This is a genomic window from Crateriforma spongiae, from assembly GCF_012290005.1.
GTDB lineage: Bacteria > Planctomycetota > Planctomycetia > Pirellulales > Pirellulaceae > Crateriforma > Crateriforma spongiae.
In genome coordinates this window covers 385,706-402,398 of the sequence record NZ_JAAXMS010000007.1, presented here as the reverse complement: position 1 = coordinate 402,398, position 16,693 = coordinate 385,706, and the positions used below count along the sequence as shown (strand labels likewise).

General features: G+C 58.6%; 11 protein-coding genes. 7 read left to right on the top strand and 4 right to left on the bottom strand.

The features are described 5' to 3' along the window. Positions 1-71: 71 nt before the first annotated feature. From HFP54_RS19785 to HFP54_RS19775, 3 genes are all read right to left on the bottom strand, one after another. Positions 72-1,439 carry a Na+/H+ antiporter NhaA gene (locus HFP54_RS19785; protein WP_146440168.1) on the bottom strand — a complete coding sequence of 456 codons (1,368 nt, stop codon included), beginning with the start codon at positions 1,437-1,439 and terminating at the stop codon, positions 72-74. A gap of 165 nt (positions 1,440-1,604) precedes the next feature. Next, positions 1,605-3,251, bottom strand: coding sequence for a di-heme oxidoredictase family protein (locus HFP54_RS19780; protein ID WP_168566490.1), 1,647 nt, complete (start codon positions 3,249-3,251; stop codon positions 1,605-1,607). Positions 3,252-3,377: 126 nt separating this feature from the next. Further along, entirely contained in the window at positions 3,378-4,868 is a 1,491-nt protein-coding gene (locus HFP54_RS19775; protein ID WP_168566489.1) for a hypothetical protein, read from the bottom strand. 364 nt (positions 4,869-5,232) lie between these two features. Between HFP54_RS19775 and HFP54_RS19770 the strand changes: the two genes are divergently transcribed. From HFP54_RS19770 to HFP54_RS19760, 3 genes are read left to right on the top strand one after another with little or no spacing between them, the layout of a single operon-like run. Continuing rightward, positions 5,233-8,259, top strand: a complete 3,027-nt coding sequence (locus tag HFP54_RS19770; RefSeq protein ID WP_168566488.1) for a PSD1 and planctomycete cytochrome C domain-containing protein — start codon at positions 5,233-5,235, stop codon at positions 8,257-8,259. A gap of 5 nt (positions 8,260-8,264) precedes the next feature. Then, the gene (locus HFP54_RS19765; protein ID WP_168566487.1) at positions 8,265-9,695 is read left to right on the top strand and encodes a DUF1501 domain-containing protein; all 1,431 of its coding nucleotides are present in this window, start codon (positions 8,265-8,267) and stop codon (positions 9,693-9,695) included. A gap of 48 nt (positions 9,696-9,743) precedes the next feature. Continuing rightward, complete coding sequence (locus tag HFP54_RS19760; protein ID WP_168566486.1) at positions 9,744-11,237, top strand: sulfatase family protein; 1,494 nt, start codon at positions 9,744-9,746, stop codon at positions 11,235-11,237. Between the two features lie 27 nt (positions 11,238-11,264). Here the strand turns inward: HFP54_RS19760 and HFP54_RS19755 are convergent, their stop codons facing one another. After that, on the bottom strand, positions 11,265-12,212 hold the full coding sequence (locus HFP54_RS19755) for a helix-turn-helix transcriptional regulator (RefSeq protein ID WP_235952065.1): 948 nt from the start codon (positions 12,210-12,212) through the stop codon (positions 11,265-11,267). Positions 12,213-12,448: 236 nt separating this feature from the next. On the opposite strand from HFP54_RS19755, the gene HFP54_RS19750 reads away from it, so the two are divergent. The 4 genes from HFP54_RS19750 to HFP54_RS19735 all read left to right on the top strand — a co-directional run bounded on the left by HFP54_RS19750 (position 12,449) and on the right by HFP54_RS19735 (position 16,678). After that, positions 12,449-13,699 carry a tagaturonate epimerase family protein gene (locus HFP54_RS19750; protein ID WP_168566485.1) on the top strand — a complete coding sequence of 417 codons (1,251 nt, stop codon included), beginning with the start codon at positions 12,449-12,451 and terminating at the stop codon, positions 13,697-13,699. 176 nt (positions 13,700-13,875) lie between these two features. Then, positions 13,876-14,808 carry an aldo/keto reductase gene (locus HFP54_RS19745; protein ID WP_168566484.1) on the top strand — a complete coding sequence of 311 codons (933 nt, stop codon included), beginning with the start codon at positions 13,876-13,878 and terminating at the stop codon, positions 14,806-14,808. 23 nt (positions 14,809-14,831) lie between these two features. Then, complete coding sequence (locus tag HFP54_RS19740) at positions 14,832-15,857, top strand: zinc-binding alcohol dehydrogenase family protein (RefSeq protein ID WP_146415684.1); 1,026 nt, start codon at positions 14,832-14,834, stop codon at positions 15,855-15,857. Positions 15,858-15,859: 2 nt separating this feature from the next. Continuing rightward, positions 15,860-16,678, top strand: a complete 819-nt coding sequence (locus HFP54_RS19735) for a sugar phosphate isomerase/epimerase family protein (RefSeq protein WP_146415685.1) — start codon at positions 15,860-15,862, stop codon at positions 16,676-16,678. Positions 16,679-16,693: the final 15 nt, after the last annotated feature.

Below are 16,693 nucleotides of genomic sequence, written 5' to 3'. Positions count from 1 at the left end.
CATTCAGCTGAACAGGTAAACATCAGCGGACCGATTCCGCCGCAACAGGGTCGACGAAACCGTCGAATCGATCAAGCCGCCGCAGCTTCCGCACCACCGGACGCGTCATCGGACTCGGGTCGAACACCCAGCCCACGCCCGATGGCAATCGCCAACGGTGCCGCCAGGAAACTGAGCAGCGCGCCCATCTTCACCGAATCTTGAATCGCACCGGGCTCCTTGAACGCGGCGACCGAAACGAACAACGCCACCGTAAACCCGATCCCGGCGACCATGCCCAGGGTGACCACGTGGCGGTAGTCCATTCCCGCGGGTTTTTGCAGCTTCAACCCCTTTTCGGCCAGCAAGGTCATCAAGGTGATGCCGACCGGCTTGCCAATCAACAATCCGGCCAAGACCAGCCAGGTACCGGTCCCGACACTGCTGAGCACGACGCCCGCGTTGACCAGACCGAACAGGCCCAAGATGTATTCCACGGGCACCTTCCAAAAATGCTCGAACGCATTCAACGTGTCGTCCCGATTCAGTTCTTCGCGTGCGAAAATCCCCAAGTCCGTCTGGGCGTGTGGCAGCATGGGAATGATCGGCACCAGCCCCAATGCGGGGTGGATGTGTGCAAAGTAGAACGAGAACCAGCACATCACACCGGGCCCCAGAAGGTACCACCAGTGCGACTGGACTCGCATTTTCTGCAGCCCCCAGGCCAAAGCAATCGCCGCAACGGTCAACAAAAACCACATCGGCTCGATCGCCTGGGTCGGATAAAAGATCGCCAGGATGATCAGACCGGCCGCATCATCGGCGATGGCCAGCAACAACAAAAAGGCGATCGCCGGGTGCGAACCCCCGAAAATGAATCGGGCCACCAAGTAACTGAATGCGATGTCCGTCGCACAGGGAACCGCCCACCCGTTTTTGAACGCGGCGAACGCGTCGCCGCCGGCAAGCGCCGCCCCGGCCAAGTAAACGACGACCGGCCCCAAGATTCCGCCCAGGGTGGCCAACAATGGCGTCGCCGCCTTTCGCGGATTGGCCAAAGCCCCACCGGGCAACAACGATTCCCAGACCTCCTTGCCCGCAATGGCAAAGAACAGAGCCATCAAAACGTCGTTGATCAAAAAGTGGATCGTCACCCCGTGGTGTCCGCCACCGCCATCGGCGTGCGATTCGCCACCATGGCCGGCTTCCGCGTGGCCATCGTCGCCGTGATCGTCCGCTTCGTGGCCGGCATCGCCGTGGGGTTCGGCACCATGATCGGTATCAACGTGTCCGTCGTCGCCGGACACCATCGCTGCCAAATCGAAGTGAATGAATTCGTGATAACTATGGCCATCGGTATTGGCCCACACCAAGGCCGCGACGGCCCCGATGATCAACAGCAACGAATTTTCGACCAGAAAGCGGATGACTCCGCCTTTGCCCTGCGCATGACCTGACATGTTCTTTCCCACCCGGTTCGCCACGGCCCCTGTCAGGCGTCCGCACAACCCTGTTCGGAACACCCACCGCCAGGGTCGTGACGACGCTGACTTAGTGCATTGAGCCGCAGAATATAGCGAGGAAGCTGGTCTGCGCAGAGGTCAGTCGGCGATCAGCCAGCGGCGTCAGCGGCTGGCCGCAAGCGTGGTCGGCTGGGGAGCCGTGGGCGGCGCGATCAGCGACTTCAAAAACGTCTGCAAGGCTTCACGCTGAGCAAACCCAAGATTCAGATAGCGATCCCGCGACCCAGTGGCCTCGCCCCCATGCATGGCGATGGCTTCGGCCAACGTTTCGGCCCGGCCGTCGTGCATGTAGGGTGCCGAATCGGCCACACCCCACAGCGGCGGCGTCCGCCATTCTTGTGTCACATTGGACGGTCGCAACGTTCGGCGATACGCCATCTGTTCTTGCATCGGGGTATGAATATTTCGTTGCTCACAGCTTCCGGGATTGATAATTCGCACACGAGTGAACCGTTGACCGGGCTGAATCACGACGGTGTCGCGAAGAGCATTGGATCTGCGGGGTGTCCTTTGATACACGGGTTCTCGAGTAAGTATTGGCGTTGGCGATGAAGCGAGTGATACCGATCGCCCTCGATAGCCGGACGTCTCCGTCGCCGCTCCGATGGCAACCACTTGCCGAATCAGCTCGGCACGCACCACATCGGGCTCCGCAGCGTCATAGTCATAAAGCCGATCCCCCATGTCGTGCAGAAGCAGATCACTGTATAGCTCGGTCGCCGGCCCCATGTCTTTCACATGGCAGGCGTTGCAGCCGATCTTGTTGAACACACGCTCGCCCAAAGCGATCTCGCTAGCATGTTCGGACGATCGTGGCTTGGCACGCACAGGGCGGGGCAGGGCGGCGATAAAGTCACGTACCTGCAAAACTTGGTCTTCGCGAATATCGATACCGGGATTGCGATAATCGGGCATCCCTAAATCCGTGGGTTGTTCGCGACGTTTGGTTTGCAGACCCATTTCGTTGGCGCAGGCTTGGTCCACAAAGTCGGCCAAACGCGACAAGTTCCCTCGCCAACCGAAACGCCCATAAGTGTTGTCACGCAGGATCGACAGGCGTCCGCTGACCTCCGGATGTCGACGTTGAATCGCCACCTGCCGCTCCAAATCGGAATCCGGCACTTGGTCGATCAGTCCGGCCCCAAACAAAGCCGTGGTGTTGCGTTGGAAAATACGGGCTTCGATTTCCATCCCGGTCTTGGCGGTCACTCCTTTCCACTTCCAAGACGCCGTCATGTTTTCGCGAACGTCGGCCGGAGTCGCAGCCCCACCTTCCGCGGCAAACTCGGAGGAAGAATGCGCGACGTATCGCTGACGCAAAGATCGCATCGGCAACGTGCCGCCGAAATGGGGCAATGTGGCGGTAGCCTGCAAATTTCCGGACGAGTCCACCAAACTCGGATGCAAGGTCCGAACCATGCGTTGGACGTCCGAGCGCAGGGCATTGGCCGAAAGCTTGATCGCGTCCAAGCCAATCGAATTCGCATTGAACCTTGAATCACCGCCACCGCCGACACCGCCTTGGTGGTGACAGCCCACACAGGACGTGGCATTGAATAACGGCCCCAATCCATCGCTGCCCATCGCAGGATTGGATGATTGCCATTGTTTTTCAAACAGCAACCGCCCCGTCGCAACATCCTGGGGCGTGACCGCGCTGACGATCTCCGGTGCAACGACCAGCCCACCGAACAAAACCAACCAGCGGCACACACTTGCGTGGCCGCACAGTAATCGCTTGTGCCACATCACGTTCTCCATTACCCGAACCCCCGAAAAGAAAAGCTTTGTTGAAAAGAGTCGCCCCGTAAACTGCGACGACGCGCAAACCGATGCCTGGCCAAAAACCGGCCGATTCACTTGACGCCAGGCCCGTCAAGGATCATTCGTTTTGCCGGCAGCGCGTTGCAACCGACGAAGCTTGGAAAGGTTTCGCGCCGGCGATTCCCCCCGACGAATCAACATCGGTCGATTCGACTTGGGCGAGGCAACGATGTCGGTGACCGTGGTCGGCCGAAACAAATCGACGGCGACCCATCCTTCGTTTCGCTGAATCGCCCACCATTGGCTGTAGGAGACTTCGCGAACCGGAAACTGTTGCAAAGCGTTTTCCAAGTCCGCCCAAGTGACTCTTCCGGGCGGCCCCGTGGCGGAAACCTCGTGCCGAGCCGATGCATCGGCAATCGCCAGACGCCGCATCCTGAAGACCAGCGGCGTCACCGGTCGGTGTTTGTTCCACCAAGCTTCCAACTCCGCCGTCATCGGTTCGAACCTGACGGCCGGTTGTTGCCAAACCACTTCGACCAAGGATTCCCATCGGTCACGAAGCGAAAGACCGACCAACAGCGGCAGGGCACACTGCACCCAGTCGTCGCGTGTCTCCGCGTTTTGTTCCAACTGGCCGAGCGTCACACGATAAAAATCGGGATCGTCTCGGCGAATCTCGCTATCCGCAAAACGGCTGAACGCATCCAGCCGATACAGCGAGGTAAATACGTCATGCACCAAATTCAAACGCAGGCCCCAGTCCACCGGGTCGGAAGCATCCAAACCGGCATCGCCTGCGATTTGAATCTTCACTGCCGCATCCAGCTTCTCGGTCCACTGATCATCGACTTGGGGATCTTCCCATTCCCCCTCCTCTTCGCGGCTCGGCAACACCGCTTCATTGACGCTTGCCGCATTGGTCTCGGAGGGCTGCTCGGCATTCGGCAGGCCTTGATCCAGCTTGCCGTCATCCAGTTCAGCTTCCGGCAACGTCCCATGTCCCTCCGGTGCATCCACTTGTTCCAAAGCCGCCGGATCCGGCTCGACTTGTTTGACCAGTTTCAACGCCTGCATGACGCGGCGCAAACGCTCGGCATAGTATCGATTCACCCGCTGCAAACTTCGCTGTGCCACGTCGCGTCGCCAGTGTCCCGGACGCACCGCAGCGTTGGCCCGCATCGCAGCCACCTCTTCGGCGTCCTCGATCATGCCCCACAACGTGTCGCGCGTCGGAATTCCCACACAAAAACTCAACAGGCGACTGTCGGCATCCGCGACCGCCAAAACCAGACGTTCGGGGCGATTGAAATCCGACTGGCCCGTCAATTCCGGCGGCAATCCGGCCGCCAAATGTACCGCACCAACGCGAGTCTCCAGGTCCGGACGTTCCGAGAGAACGCCGGCGACGCGGCGATCAAGCCACTGGCGACACCAAAACGAAGGCTGCGTTTCGGCAGGGGTGTCGATGTCGTTGGTCACGGCGATCAGAAACAGCGGCGCGGTATCGCCACTGATCGACGACAACTGCGACTTGGCGGTCTCAAGCGAGCGATGCCAGACAATTGCATCGGTTGCGCCGGCGTTGGGTGTGGAAGTCACCAGCGACGTTGCAAACAGGATAAGACCGCAAAACACGCTGCCTGAAGATTGCGGCGGCCAGCGCAGCATCTCATCACCCCCAATGCAATTCGTCCAAGAAAAGAGGTGCCGCACAGCATCCAAACGTCTTCACGACGCAAGCCCCGACTGCACGAGCACACCTGGTGAACTTAACGCCCCCCGACCGCGGAGGCAACAAAATTTGTCCGCGGATCGAAATCCGACCATTGCCACTCGTTAATTGTTAATATCTTTCGGCCGGGGGTTGTGTCATAATCGGAATCCCCCCTGCGAACGCCCCGCCGCACCACCGGCCACCTCCTCTCGCCTGCAGATTGCCCCCACCATTGCCGCCGATTTGTCGATGCGTCGCCGCTTGAAATCACCGCAATCCGAACAGCCTCCACGTTTGTGGATCGGCCAAAACGTGTCGCGGAGCGGTTCGATTGCAGAGCTCTCTGCGGTCCGCTGTCTGCTTTGGACCGTGATCACGGCGATCGGCATTTGCCCCGCTTGGTCAAGCGACGACGCTGGTTTGTCAGACACGCCAACCGTTTTGAAATCGGCCCAGGACTTCACGCTGAAAGTCCTGCCGATGCTGAAGTCCAAGTGTTTCGGCTGCCACGGCGACGACCCGGAACAGTTGCAAGGCGACTTTGACATGCGAGCCCGCGCGGCACTGCTGGGCGGTGGCGAATCGGGCGAAGCCGCCATCGTGCCGGGCGATCCCGACGGAAGTCCTCTGGTCTGGGCAATCCGCTGGGAAGGCTTGGAAATGCCGCCGAAAGAAAATGACCGGCTGACCGAGACTCAAATCCAAAGCGTGGTGTCATGGATTGCCGCCGGTGCACCCTGGCCATCACAGCAGGAACAGAACGCCATCCGCGCTGCGGCCGCCCGACAAAGGGTGACCGATGACGGCGTGCTGGTGTCCACCAGCGGCGGAACATCCGACACATGGACGTACCGGCGTTATCAACCCGATGACCTTTGGGCGTACCAACCCTTGATGACGCCGATCGCATCGGCCAGCTCGGGCGACCAGTCCGCACCAAGCATTGCACCGGAGCATGTCATCGACATGTTGGTCGATGCGGCGATCGAAGATGCGGGGTTAACGCCGGCCAAAATGGCTTCACCACAAACGTTGATTCGACGTGTCACGTTCGACTTGACCGGCCTGCCGCCTCGCCCTGAACAGGTCGATGCGTTTTGCAAGGACTACATGACCGATGCCGACGCAGCTTGGGAAGCGTTGATCGATCGTTTGCTGGCCGAACCGCACTTTGGCGAACGTCAGGCGCAACACTGGCTGGACGTTTCACGCTACGCCGACACCGGCGGGATGTCCAACGATTATGAACGTTCCAACATGTGGCGTTACCGTGACTATGTGGTTCGATCGTTCAACAAAGACAAACCCTACGATCAGTTCATCATCGAACAGATCGCCGGTGATGAATTGGCCGACCAATCGGTCGCCGCACGTTTGTCGGCCGATGCGGCGACGGTCCGTCAGGTACAAATATCGGGTGACTACACGCCCCAGGAAGCCGAATGGATCATCGCCACCGGCTTTCTGCGATTGGGGCCATGGGACAGCGCGATGATCGAACCCGAACCGGCACGCCAGATGTACCTGGATGACGTCGTCAATTCGGTCGGCCAGACCTTCCTGTCGACGACGATGCGATGCGTCAAGTGTCACGATCACAAGTTTGATCCGATCCCGACGCGGGACTATTACCGCTTGTACGCAACCTTCGCCACGACACAGATGGCCGAACGCCGCGTCCCATTCTTGCCACAAGAAAACACCGACCGCCTGCAGGCAGGACGCCGACATGTGCAACGCATGTTGGACTTTGCGGTGGCGGAAAAAGACAAGCTGATCGCCAAACGCGAAGCCGCGGCACGACAATGGTTCGACGAACGCGGTTTGGATTACCAAGACGCCGATCAACGACGCGGCTTGCCGGACGACCAAAAGCCGCCCCGACACGTCGGTCTGGACCACATCGAACAGGGCCAACTGAAGGTCCGCGAACAAGACGAATGGATTTGGACACGACGACTGGAACGCTACGAACCGATGGCGCAAAGCGTTTTCAATTCCGGCGGTTCATCGGCCCCCAAAGTCAACGCACGCAAACTTCGTATCAAACGAAACGACGAACAGTCCCGGGCCCCAGATTGCTTCATTCTGGGTGGCGGTGATCTGACCGCGTCTGGCGATCCAGTGACCCCCGGCGTGCTAAGCGTATGCGGCTTGTCCACCACCGGCGACGCACACTTTCAAACGCACGAGGCCCGCGGCGACGACGATCCGTTTCGTCTGACCGAATCGATCGAAGGCCGGCGACTGGGGTTGGCCCGCTGGATCGCCCATCCGGACAACCCGCTGACGACGCGTTCGATTGTCAACCGGATCTGGCAGTCACATTTTGGCCGAGGCATCGCCGCCAATCCGAACAACTTTGGGGGCAAAGGCGGCCGACCAACTCATCCGGAACTGCTGGATTATCTGGCCCACCAATTGGTCGACGGCGATTGGAAACTGAAGCGGCTGCATCGGATGATTCTGCTGTCGAAAGCCTACCGCCGCGCCGCGACACCGGTGGACGCCGGGGCGGTCGCACGAATCGATCCAGACAACCGCTGGCTTTCCTACTTTCCACCGCGGCGGCTGTCTGCCCCGGAAATTCGCGACGCCATGCTGGCGGCCACCGGCGAACTGAATCGTTCGGTCGGCGGATTGCCCGTGATGCCGGAAATCAACATGGAAGTCGCGCTGCAGCCAAGGATGATTCAGTTTTCCCTGGCACCGGCATATCAACCATCGGCAACTCCCGATCAACGCAACCGCCGCACGATCTATGCGTATCGCGTTCGTGGCCAGGCGGATCCGTTTTTGGAGCTGTTCAACCAACCCAACCCCAATGAATCATGCGAACGGCGTGAATCCGCGGCAGTCACACCGCAGGCCTTCACGTTGATGTACAGCGACATGGTCACCGATCGCAGCGTCGCGATGGCATTGCGTCTGCGGCAAAAACACAAGTCGACCAAGGATCAATTGGCGGCGGCATTTCGAATCATTTTGGGCCGGTCTCCGTCGCCCGAAGAGGTTGACCGTCTGGTCCGCTACATCGACGACATGACGGGGTATCACCAACAGGTCCAACCGACGCCGGTGAATTATCCTCGGCGCATCACTCGATCTCTGGTCGAAGAGTTTTCGGGCAAACCGTTTGAGTACCAAGAAATCTTGCCCGTCTTTGATCGTTACACACCTGACATCAAGCCCGCGGACGTGGACGCACCGACGCGGGCGTTGGCCGACGCTTGCCTGTTGCTGTTCAACACGAACGAGTTCTTATACCTACAGTGATCTCGATGCCCCGATCCCTTTGTTCACGACCGTCATCCACACCGGCGTCCCGCCGTGGGTTTCTGTACGGGCTGGGCGCGACGTTGGGATCCGTTGCGCTGACCGACTTGTTGGCCGCCGACGCCGCACAATCCGCTTCGGCGTCACCGCTGGCGGTCAAGTCGCCGATGCACCGGCCCAAAGCGAAGAACGTGATCATGTTGTTCATGGAGGGCGGTCCCGGCCAAATGGACACGTTTGATCCCAAACCCGAACTGTCGCGTTTGCACAAAACGGAATCGAACCTGACCGGAGGCTTGGAAAAGGGCTTCAAATTCTTCGTCGGCAGCCCGTTCAAGTTTCGTCGCGTGGGTCAGTCGGGCATCGACATGTGCGACCAGTGGGTGCACTTAGCAGATCCCTTTGTCGCCGATGAACTTTGTAATTTTCGCGGGTGCCAGGCCGAATCACTGAACCACCCCGAAGCCCTCTTTCACATGAACACGGGCAGCCGGCTGGGAGGTGATCCGGCGATCGGTGCATGGGCAACTTATGGACTGGGCAGCGAGAATCAAAACTTGCCCGGCTATGTCGTGATGACCGAACTGGCGTTGCCCCAAGGCGGCGCGACCAATTGGAGCAACGGATTTTTGCCGGCACATTTCCAGGGCACGCGACTGCGACCGGAAGGGACGCCGTTGCTGGACTTGCAGGCCCCCGCGCACAAATCGCGTGAACATCAACGACGTGCCTTGGACGAACTCCAGTGGCTGAACCAGCAACATTTGGCATCCTCACCGGCGATCCAAAGCGATCTGGAATCCCGGATGGAAAGCTATGAATTGGCGTTTCGGATGCAAACATCGGTCCCCGACGTGATCGACCTCGGTCGCGAAACCGCGGCAACGCATCGTGCATACGGATTGGATCAACCGGAGACCGAAACCTTCGGTCGGCAGTGCTTGATGGCGCGACGCTTGGTCGAAAATGGGGTTCGGTTCGTCCAAATTTTTAGCGGCGGTTGGGACAGCCACGACTATTTGCAACGTGGACACAGCGCACGGATCCGCAGCGTCGACAAGCCGATGGCCGCTCTGATCGCGGACCTGAAACGCCGCGGCATGCTGGACGACACGCTGGTCATTTGGACCGGTGAGTTTGGTCGCACACCGGACAACAACAAACGCGGCGGCGTTTATTCACTCGGACGCGGCCACAACAATCATGCCATGACAATGTTGCTGGCCGGCGGCGGCGTCCGAGGCGGCACGACTGTGGGCGCGACCGACGAACTCGGCAGGCACGCCGTCGAGTGCGTACATCCGATCCGCGACCTGCACGTCACTTTGTTGCACCTACTGGGATTGGATGACAACAAGCTGACATACTTTCACGCCGGTCGTTACAAGCAACTCAGCCAGTTTGGCGGCCAAGTCATCGACGAACTGATCGCCTGACCCTTCACCACCAACACCTGTTTCCTTCACTCCCACGACGAAGATTCCATGATTCGATACTTGTTAGTGGCCGTTTGTTTGGCCACCGGAATGTCTTTCCAGGCGAACGCCGAAACGGAAAAGCCGAACATTCTGTACATCATGTCCGATGACCATGCCTCACAAGGCATCGGCGCCTATCAGGGCCGATTGTCCGTGCTGGACCCGACGCCGACGCTGGACCGCCTGGCCCGCGAAGGCGCGCTGCTGACGAATTGCTTCGTCACCAATTCAATCTGCACACCCAGCCGCGCGGCGATCATCACGGGCCAATACGCGCACGTGAACGGCGTGACGACGCTGAACGGAAAGATCGAAGGTGAACGCCAGTTCCTGGCACACTTGATGAAAGACGCCGGATACGAAACCGCGATGGTCGGTAAATGGCACCTGAAAGCCGAACCGGCGGCGTTCGACTTTTACACCGTGTTGCCCGGCCAAGGGTTCTACTTCAACCCGATCTTCCGCGTCCGCGGCCCCAAGCCGTGGCCGGAAAACGAGTTTCGCTTCAACAGCTATGACAGCGTTCATTCGTCCGATGCGATCACGAACATCTCACTGAAGTGGCTGAAGACACGAAAACAAAAAGACAAGCCGTTCTTTTTGATGCACCACTTCAAAGCGCCGCACGATAACTTTGAAAATGCGGAACGCTATGACTGGTTGTACTCCGGTGTGACCATCCCCGAACCGAAAAGCTTGTGGGAACGCGGAAACCACGGCCCCCATGGCCAACCGCAATACGGAACCTCGGTCGGAAAGCGGAACGAACGGCGCAACATGGGTGACCACATGTTCGTCGACGATAGCTTGTCCGACGAAGCCTACAAACGCGAAGCTTACCAGCGCTACCTGAAGAAGTTCCTGCGCTGCGTTCGCGGCGTCGATGACAATATTGCACGCTTGTTGGATCACCTGGAATCCAGCGGCGAACTGGACAACACGATCATCGTCTACACCGCCGACCAAGGATTCATGCTGGGCGAACACGACTACATCGACAAACGCTGGATGTACGAACAATCGCTCCGCATGCCCTTTATCATTCGCTATCCCGAATCAATCCCCGCGGGCGAACGATTGGATTTCATCGCCAACAACGTGGACTTCGCGCCGACGCTGTTGGATTTTGCCGGCGTCGACAAGCCGGACTTCATGCAGGGCCGATCGTTCAAACCCATGTTGAACGGCCAGCCGACCCCGGATGACTGGCCCACCGCGACGTACTATCGGTACTGGATGCACATGGCCCACCACGACAACCCGGCACACCTGGGCATCCGCACCAAGGATCGCAAGCTGATCTACTTTTATGGCAAGCCGCTGGACGCGCCCGGCGCCTTGGACAAGCCCACCGATCCCTACTGGGAATACTACGACCTGAGTGAAGATCCGGAGGAGATGAACAATCTGATCGAGGATCCCGCGTACGCTGATGAAATCAAGCAGATGAAGACGATGCTGGAGGAAAAGATGGCAGAAGTCGGCGACAAGATGCCTTGATCCCAGCAACATCGCCACAGCCGGCGTCTATTCCGCCGGCTCGGCACGTCCGGTGTGCTGCCGAATCAATTGCTTCGGGGGCACACCGTAGACGCGTTTAAAAGCACGCGAAAACTGAAAAGCGTCGGCGAACCCCAAACGCTCCGCCACCTCTTTGACCAGCATGGATTCTTCCAGCAGCAATTCGGCGGCGTAGTTCATCTTCTTGCGTATCAAAAATTGATAGGCACCACCGCCACCGAAGCGTGAAAATAGTCGCGACAGATAGATCGGTGTGATTCCGCATTCCTGGGCGACTTGGGCCACGCTTTCCAGCCGCATGAAGTTGTCTTCGATGTGCCGACGCACCGTTTGATACGTGTCATAACAGCGGGGCACGTTGGCACCGGGCCCGACCGCCAGCCGCTGAATCTTCAACATCAACAACTGCAAAATCGAAGTACAGATTTGCTGGCTCATCGCGCCGTCATCTCGGCCGTCGTGATCCAACATGTCGAACAGGTCGACCAGTTCGTGCAGTGCCGTGACCTGCAACGGTTTTCCCGACATCAGCCCCGTTTGATCGACCAACTGCTTGGCACGTCGCCCACAAAAATCGACGTAGTACTTCTTCATTCCCACCGCACCACAGTTTTCGATGCGGTGCGACGTCTTGGGGCCGTAGGCGAACACCGAGCCTGCACGCAGCGGATGGTGAACGTTTTCCAGCGTCAACTGTCCCTCGCCCTCGGCCACCATTTCGATCGCGTAATAGGGAAAGTCTTTTCGGGCGACGATATAATCCGTGCGCATACGTTCGCGGCCACCGCAGACGACCACCAACGACTCATAGGGCGACGGTTTCAGGTCCAAGTAATACCGCCGTGCCTCGGCGACCTGTTGGGACACAAAGGCCGGTTCGTTGATCGATGCGGAAGACGGGTCGGCCATACCAAACAGGTTAAGAATCGTCATGCCCAGGTCAAGACCGGCCATGGCATTTGCCGACAGGGCGGCTCACACTTTTGGGTCATCCCCGCGTCCCGTGCCTGCCCCACGCCGATCGCCGCACGGCAGATCAGGTCTCCGAATCGGTGGTGCCCCCGTGCCGATCGTCCAGACAGTATTCTGTCAGTCCTGTCGCACCGGCCCGCCGCTTGGATCGGCACGGACGCATCGCATTTGCGATCCCCGCCCATCTCTATTCCCCACGACCATCCATAAAATCTTCGATGAAAACACTTGCCAAATACTCGTTTGGTGTCGGCGACCGTTTCGCCCATGAAGCCGAAGCCCAACTGGCCGCGTTTGAAAAACTAGCCGCTCAAGACGTCATCGTTTCGCCGGTCTGGAACAAATCCAACCGCGAGCACACCTTCGTCGGATCCGAGCCACCCAGCGTCATGGCCGCGGCAAAGGCCGCGATCGAAAGCCGCGGATGGTCGCATGACTGGCACGTCGATGCGGACCACATCGGGTTAAAAACGGTGGATCCGTTTCTGCCGTGCAGCGATTTTTTCACCATCGACGTGGCCGACTCGATCGGCAAAGCCCCCTCGGACGCAGACCTGGACACGTTTGTTGCCAAGCACGGTGAACTGGTCGGCACCTTGGAACTGGACGGCCTGTCCGAACCGCTGACGATCACCACCGATGATGTGCGGCGTGTCGGCAAGCAATACTTGTCCGCCTGCGCCGAAGCAGCGGAAATCTATCGATACATCGCTGACAAGAAAGGCGCCGACCAGGTCATCGCCGAGGTCAGCATGGACGAGACCGATGCCCCGCAAACTCCACCGGAACTGTTGATCATCTTGGTTGCCTTGGCCGACCAAAACGTTCCGTTACAAACGATTGCACCGAAGTTCACAGGTCGTTTCAACAAGGGTGTCGATTACGTCGGCGACCTGACGCAGTTCGAAAAGGAATTCAACGACGACTTGGCCGTCATCGCGCACGCGGTCAAAGCCTATGGCTTGCCAGAAAACCTGAAGCTTAGCGTGCACAGCGGCAGCGACAAATTCAGCCTGTATCCGATCATCCGCCAAGCGATGAATCGAACCGGCGCCGGTGTCCACCTGAAGACCGCCGGCACGACCTGGCTGGAAGAAATCATCGGACTGGCCGAAGCCGAAGGCGACGGACTGGCATTGGCCAAGGAGATCTATCAGACGGCCTACGACCATGTCGATGAATTCTGTGCACCCTATGCCAGCGTCATCGACATCGATCGCAGCCAGTTGCCCGGTGCGGACACCGTCGCCGGATGGTCGGGTAGCGAAATGGCCAACGTGATTCGTCACGACCAAAGCTGTCCCAGCTTTAACCCCAGCGTTCGACAGTTGCTGCACGTGTCGTTCAAGGTCGCTGCCAAAGCGGGCCAACGGTACACCGACATGCTGAAAGCCAACAAAGAAATTGTCGGAACCCAGGTGACCAAAAATATTTATGACCGTCACCTGAAGCCCCTTTTCGTCGGCTAACCTAACCGACGACCGGCTTCGCCGGCGTCCGCACTTGATCGCCGGCTGCATCGCTCGGCCGCGGCTGTTGTGACCGATTCAGGCGGCCTGCTGACAACGGCAGGTCCACTTCGCAACGCCGCGGTTACTGCCGGCTCCTTCCATCGCCCCCATTCATTCGCACCCCATCTTCCGCAATGCAAAAACGCAAGCTTCTGGGCACGGACCTGGAATTACCCGTCATCGGATTTGGCGCCTCATCGCTGGGGCAAGAATTCCGCAGCATCCAATTGGACGAAGCCCTTCGCAGCGTTCGCGTCGCTTTGGACTTGGGCATCAATTTGATCGACACGTCGGCCTACTACGGTCGTGGGATGAGCGAAGTCCTGCTGGGCGTTGCTCTGCGTGATGTGCCGCGTGACGACTATGTGATGTGCACCAAGCTGGGACGCTACGATCGCGACAAGTTTGACTTTTCTGCCAAACGGGTCGCCGAAAGCGTTGACGTTTCGTTGCACCGGATGGGATTGGACCACGTCGACATCATGCTGTGTCACGACATCGAATTTGTCGACCTGGACCAAATCGTTGCCGAAACACTGCCCGCCCTGCGTGAAGCACAACAGGCCGGAAAAATTCGTTATGTCGGCATCAGTGGTTATCCGCAAAAGATCTTTCACGAGATCGCCGCCAAAGCCGACTTGGATTGCGTGCTGTCGTACAACCAATACACGCTACAAAACACTCGGTTTGCCGATGAAACCGTTCCCATGCTGAAAGAAAAGGGCATCGGTGCGATGAACGCTGGGCCTTTCCAGGCACGCCTTCTGACCAACGCGCCGTTGCCGCCATGGTGCTTGGAAACACCCGAGGTGCGTGCGGCAGCCAGCAAAGCTGCGATGTGCTGTGAGAAACACGGTGTGGACATTGCGCAATTGGCACTGCAGTTCTCTTGCGCCAACCCCGACATGTCGACCACGATCGCCGGCAGCGCGAATCCCAAGAACATTGAAAAGTGGGCTCAGTGGATCGATCAACCGATGGACGAAGCCCTGTTGGCGGAAGTCCAACAGATCTTCGCAGACGTCAAGAACGTCGGTCATCCGTCCGGCCTTCCCGAAAACAATTGACCCACCAAGACGAATCAATCCTTATGAAAGCACTGCAGTTAAGCGAACCCAAACGTTGGGAAATCGTTGATATTCAGGCTCCCGGCAAACCCGGTCCCGGCGAAGCCGTTGTCAAAATTCATCGCGTGGGCGTTTGCGGAACGGACCTGGGTGGCTACCTGGGTAAGTTCCCGTTCTTTTCCTACCCACGCATCCCCGGGCACGAATTGGGCGTGGAAGTCGTGGCCGTCGGTGAAGGCGTCAAGAACGTCTCGGTCGGCCAGTTCTGTGCGGTTGAACCGTACATCAATTGCCAACAGTGCTATTCGTGTCGCCGTGGGTTCACCAACTGTTGTGAACATCATCAAACATTGGGCGTCATGTGCGATGGCGGCTTGGCCGAACAGATGACGCTGCCGGCGCGAAAGCTGCACCCTTCAGGCAACCTCACCATGGACCAAGCCGCATTGGTGGAAACATTGGCCATCGGCTGTCACGCGGTGGACCGCAGCAAACTGCAGGGCAAAGAAAACATCTTGATCTTGGGTGCCGGTCCGATCGGCTTGTCGGCTTTGGAGTTCGCAAAGCTGACGGGCGCACGCGTTATCATCGCCGACTTGGTGGAATCACGTCTGGAGTTCGTTCGCCAGCGTATGGGGGTGCAAGACACCGTCCAAATCAAAGGCGACGATTCGGATATCGAAGCGATCCGCGACTTGACCGACGGCCAATTTGCCGACGTGGTGATCGATGCCACCGGTCACAACGGGTCGATGGTCCGCAGCATGGAATTCGCCGCCTTTGCCGGTCGGGTTGTTTACGTGGGAATCACGCAACAGAACCTGGACTTTCCCCACGCGGCGTTTTTCCATCGCCGCGAACTGAACTTGATGGCCAGCCGCAACGCGTTGTCGCCGGACTTCCCACGCATCATTCGCCTAATTGATGCCGGTATCATCGACACCCAACCGTGGATCACGCACCACGCGTCATTCAACGAAGTCCCAGATGTGTTCGAATCGTGGACGCGACCGGAAACCGGAGTCATCAAAGCGGTTATCGAGGTTTGAAAATGATCAAGTCAGCCATCACCGTCAGCTTGGTCGAAGAAGCCAAGGGCGGCCCTTTTGTCTATTGGAACGGACTGGACGATGCCTGCAGCGAAGCAGCACGCCTGGGCTTTGATGCCATCGAAATCTTCGCCCCTTCGGCCGATGCGGTCGACGTGGACAAACTTCTGCCGACGCTGCAGCAGCATGAGCTGAAGGTTGCCGCGGTGGGCACCGGCGCGGGCATGGTCAAACACGGGCTAAGCCTGACCGACCCCGACAAAGATCGTCGCGAAAAGGCATGCCAATTCGTCGAATCCATCATTCATTTTGGTGGTCGATTGTCGGCGCCCGCGATCATTGGATCGATGCAGGGACGCTGGGGCGGCGACCTGGATCGTGACGCGGCTTTGGGATTGCTTGCCGAATCAATCAATCGTTTGGCCCCGATCGCTGCGGAACATGACGTGCCGCTGATCTATGAACCGCTGAACCGCTACGAGACCAATTTGCTGACCACCGTGGCCGACGCCTGCGGTTTCTTGCGAACCCTGGACACGGACAACGTCAAACTGCTGGCCGATTTGTTCCATATGAACATCGAAGAGGCCGACATTGCCCAGGCGATCCGCGATGGCGGCAACGACATCGGACACATTCACTTTGTGGATTCCAACCGACAGGCCGTCGGTTTGGGACACATGGATTTTGCGCCGATCACCCGGGCGCTCCAGGACATCCGATTTGACGGCTATCTTTCGGCCGAAGCATTCCCGCTGCCCGATTCGGATACCGCCGCGGTCAAGACAATCGAAGCTTTCCGCGACTTCTTTCCCCGATAAGGCTTCTCCCACCTA

What these genes read in the sequence shown, in the direction of transcription:
- HFP54_RS19760 (WP_168566486.1), top strand. Translation starts at nt 9,744, where the DNA reads ATGATTCGATACTTGTTAGTGGCCGTTTGTTTGGCCACCGGAATGTCT.
- HFP54_RS19750 (WP_168566485.1), top strand. Translation starts at nt 12,449, where the DNA reads ATGAAAACACTTGCCAAATACTCGTTTGGTGTCGGCGACCGTTTCGCC.
- HFP54_RS19780 (WP_168566490.1), bottom strand. Translation starts at nt 3,251, where the DNA reads ATGTGGCACAAGCGATTACTGTGCGGCCACGCAAGTGTGTGCCGCTGG.
- HFP54_RS19740 (WP_146415684.1), top strand. Translation starts at nt 14,832, where the DNA reads ATGAAAGCACTGCAGTTAAGCGAACCCAAACGTTGGGAAATCGTTGAT.
- HFP54_RS19755 (WP_235952065.1), bottom strand. Translation starts at nt 12,212, where the DNA reads ATGGCCGGTCTTGACCTGGGCATGACGATTCTTAACCTGTTTGGTATG.
- HFP54_RS19765 (WP_168566487.1), top strand. Translation starts at nt 8,265, where the DNA reads ATGCCCCGATCCCTTTGTTCACGACCGTCATCCACACCGGCGTCCCGC.
- HFP54_RS19785 (WP_146440168.1), bottom strand. Translation starts at nt 1,439, where the DNA reads ATGTCAGGTCATGCGCAGGGCAAAGGCGGAGTCATCCGCTTTCTGGTC.
- HFP54_RS19745 (WP_168566484.1), top strand. Translation starts at nt 13,876, where the DNA reads ATGCAAAAACGCAAGCTTCTGGGCACGGACCTGGAATTACCCGTCATC.
- HFP54_RS19735 (WP_146415685.1), top strand. Translation starts at nt 15,860, where the DNA reads ATGATCAAGTCAGCCATCACCGTCAGCTTGGTCGAAGAAGCCAAGGGC.
- HFP54_RS19770 (WP_168566488.1), top strand. Translation starts at nt 5,233, where the DNA reads ATGCGTCGCCGCTTGAAATCACCGCAATCCGAACAGCCTCCACGTTTG.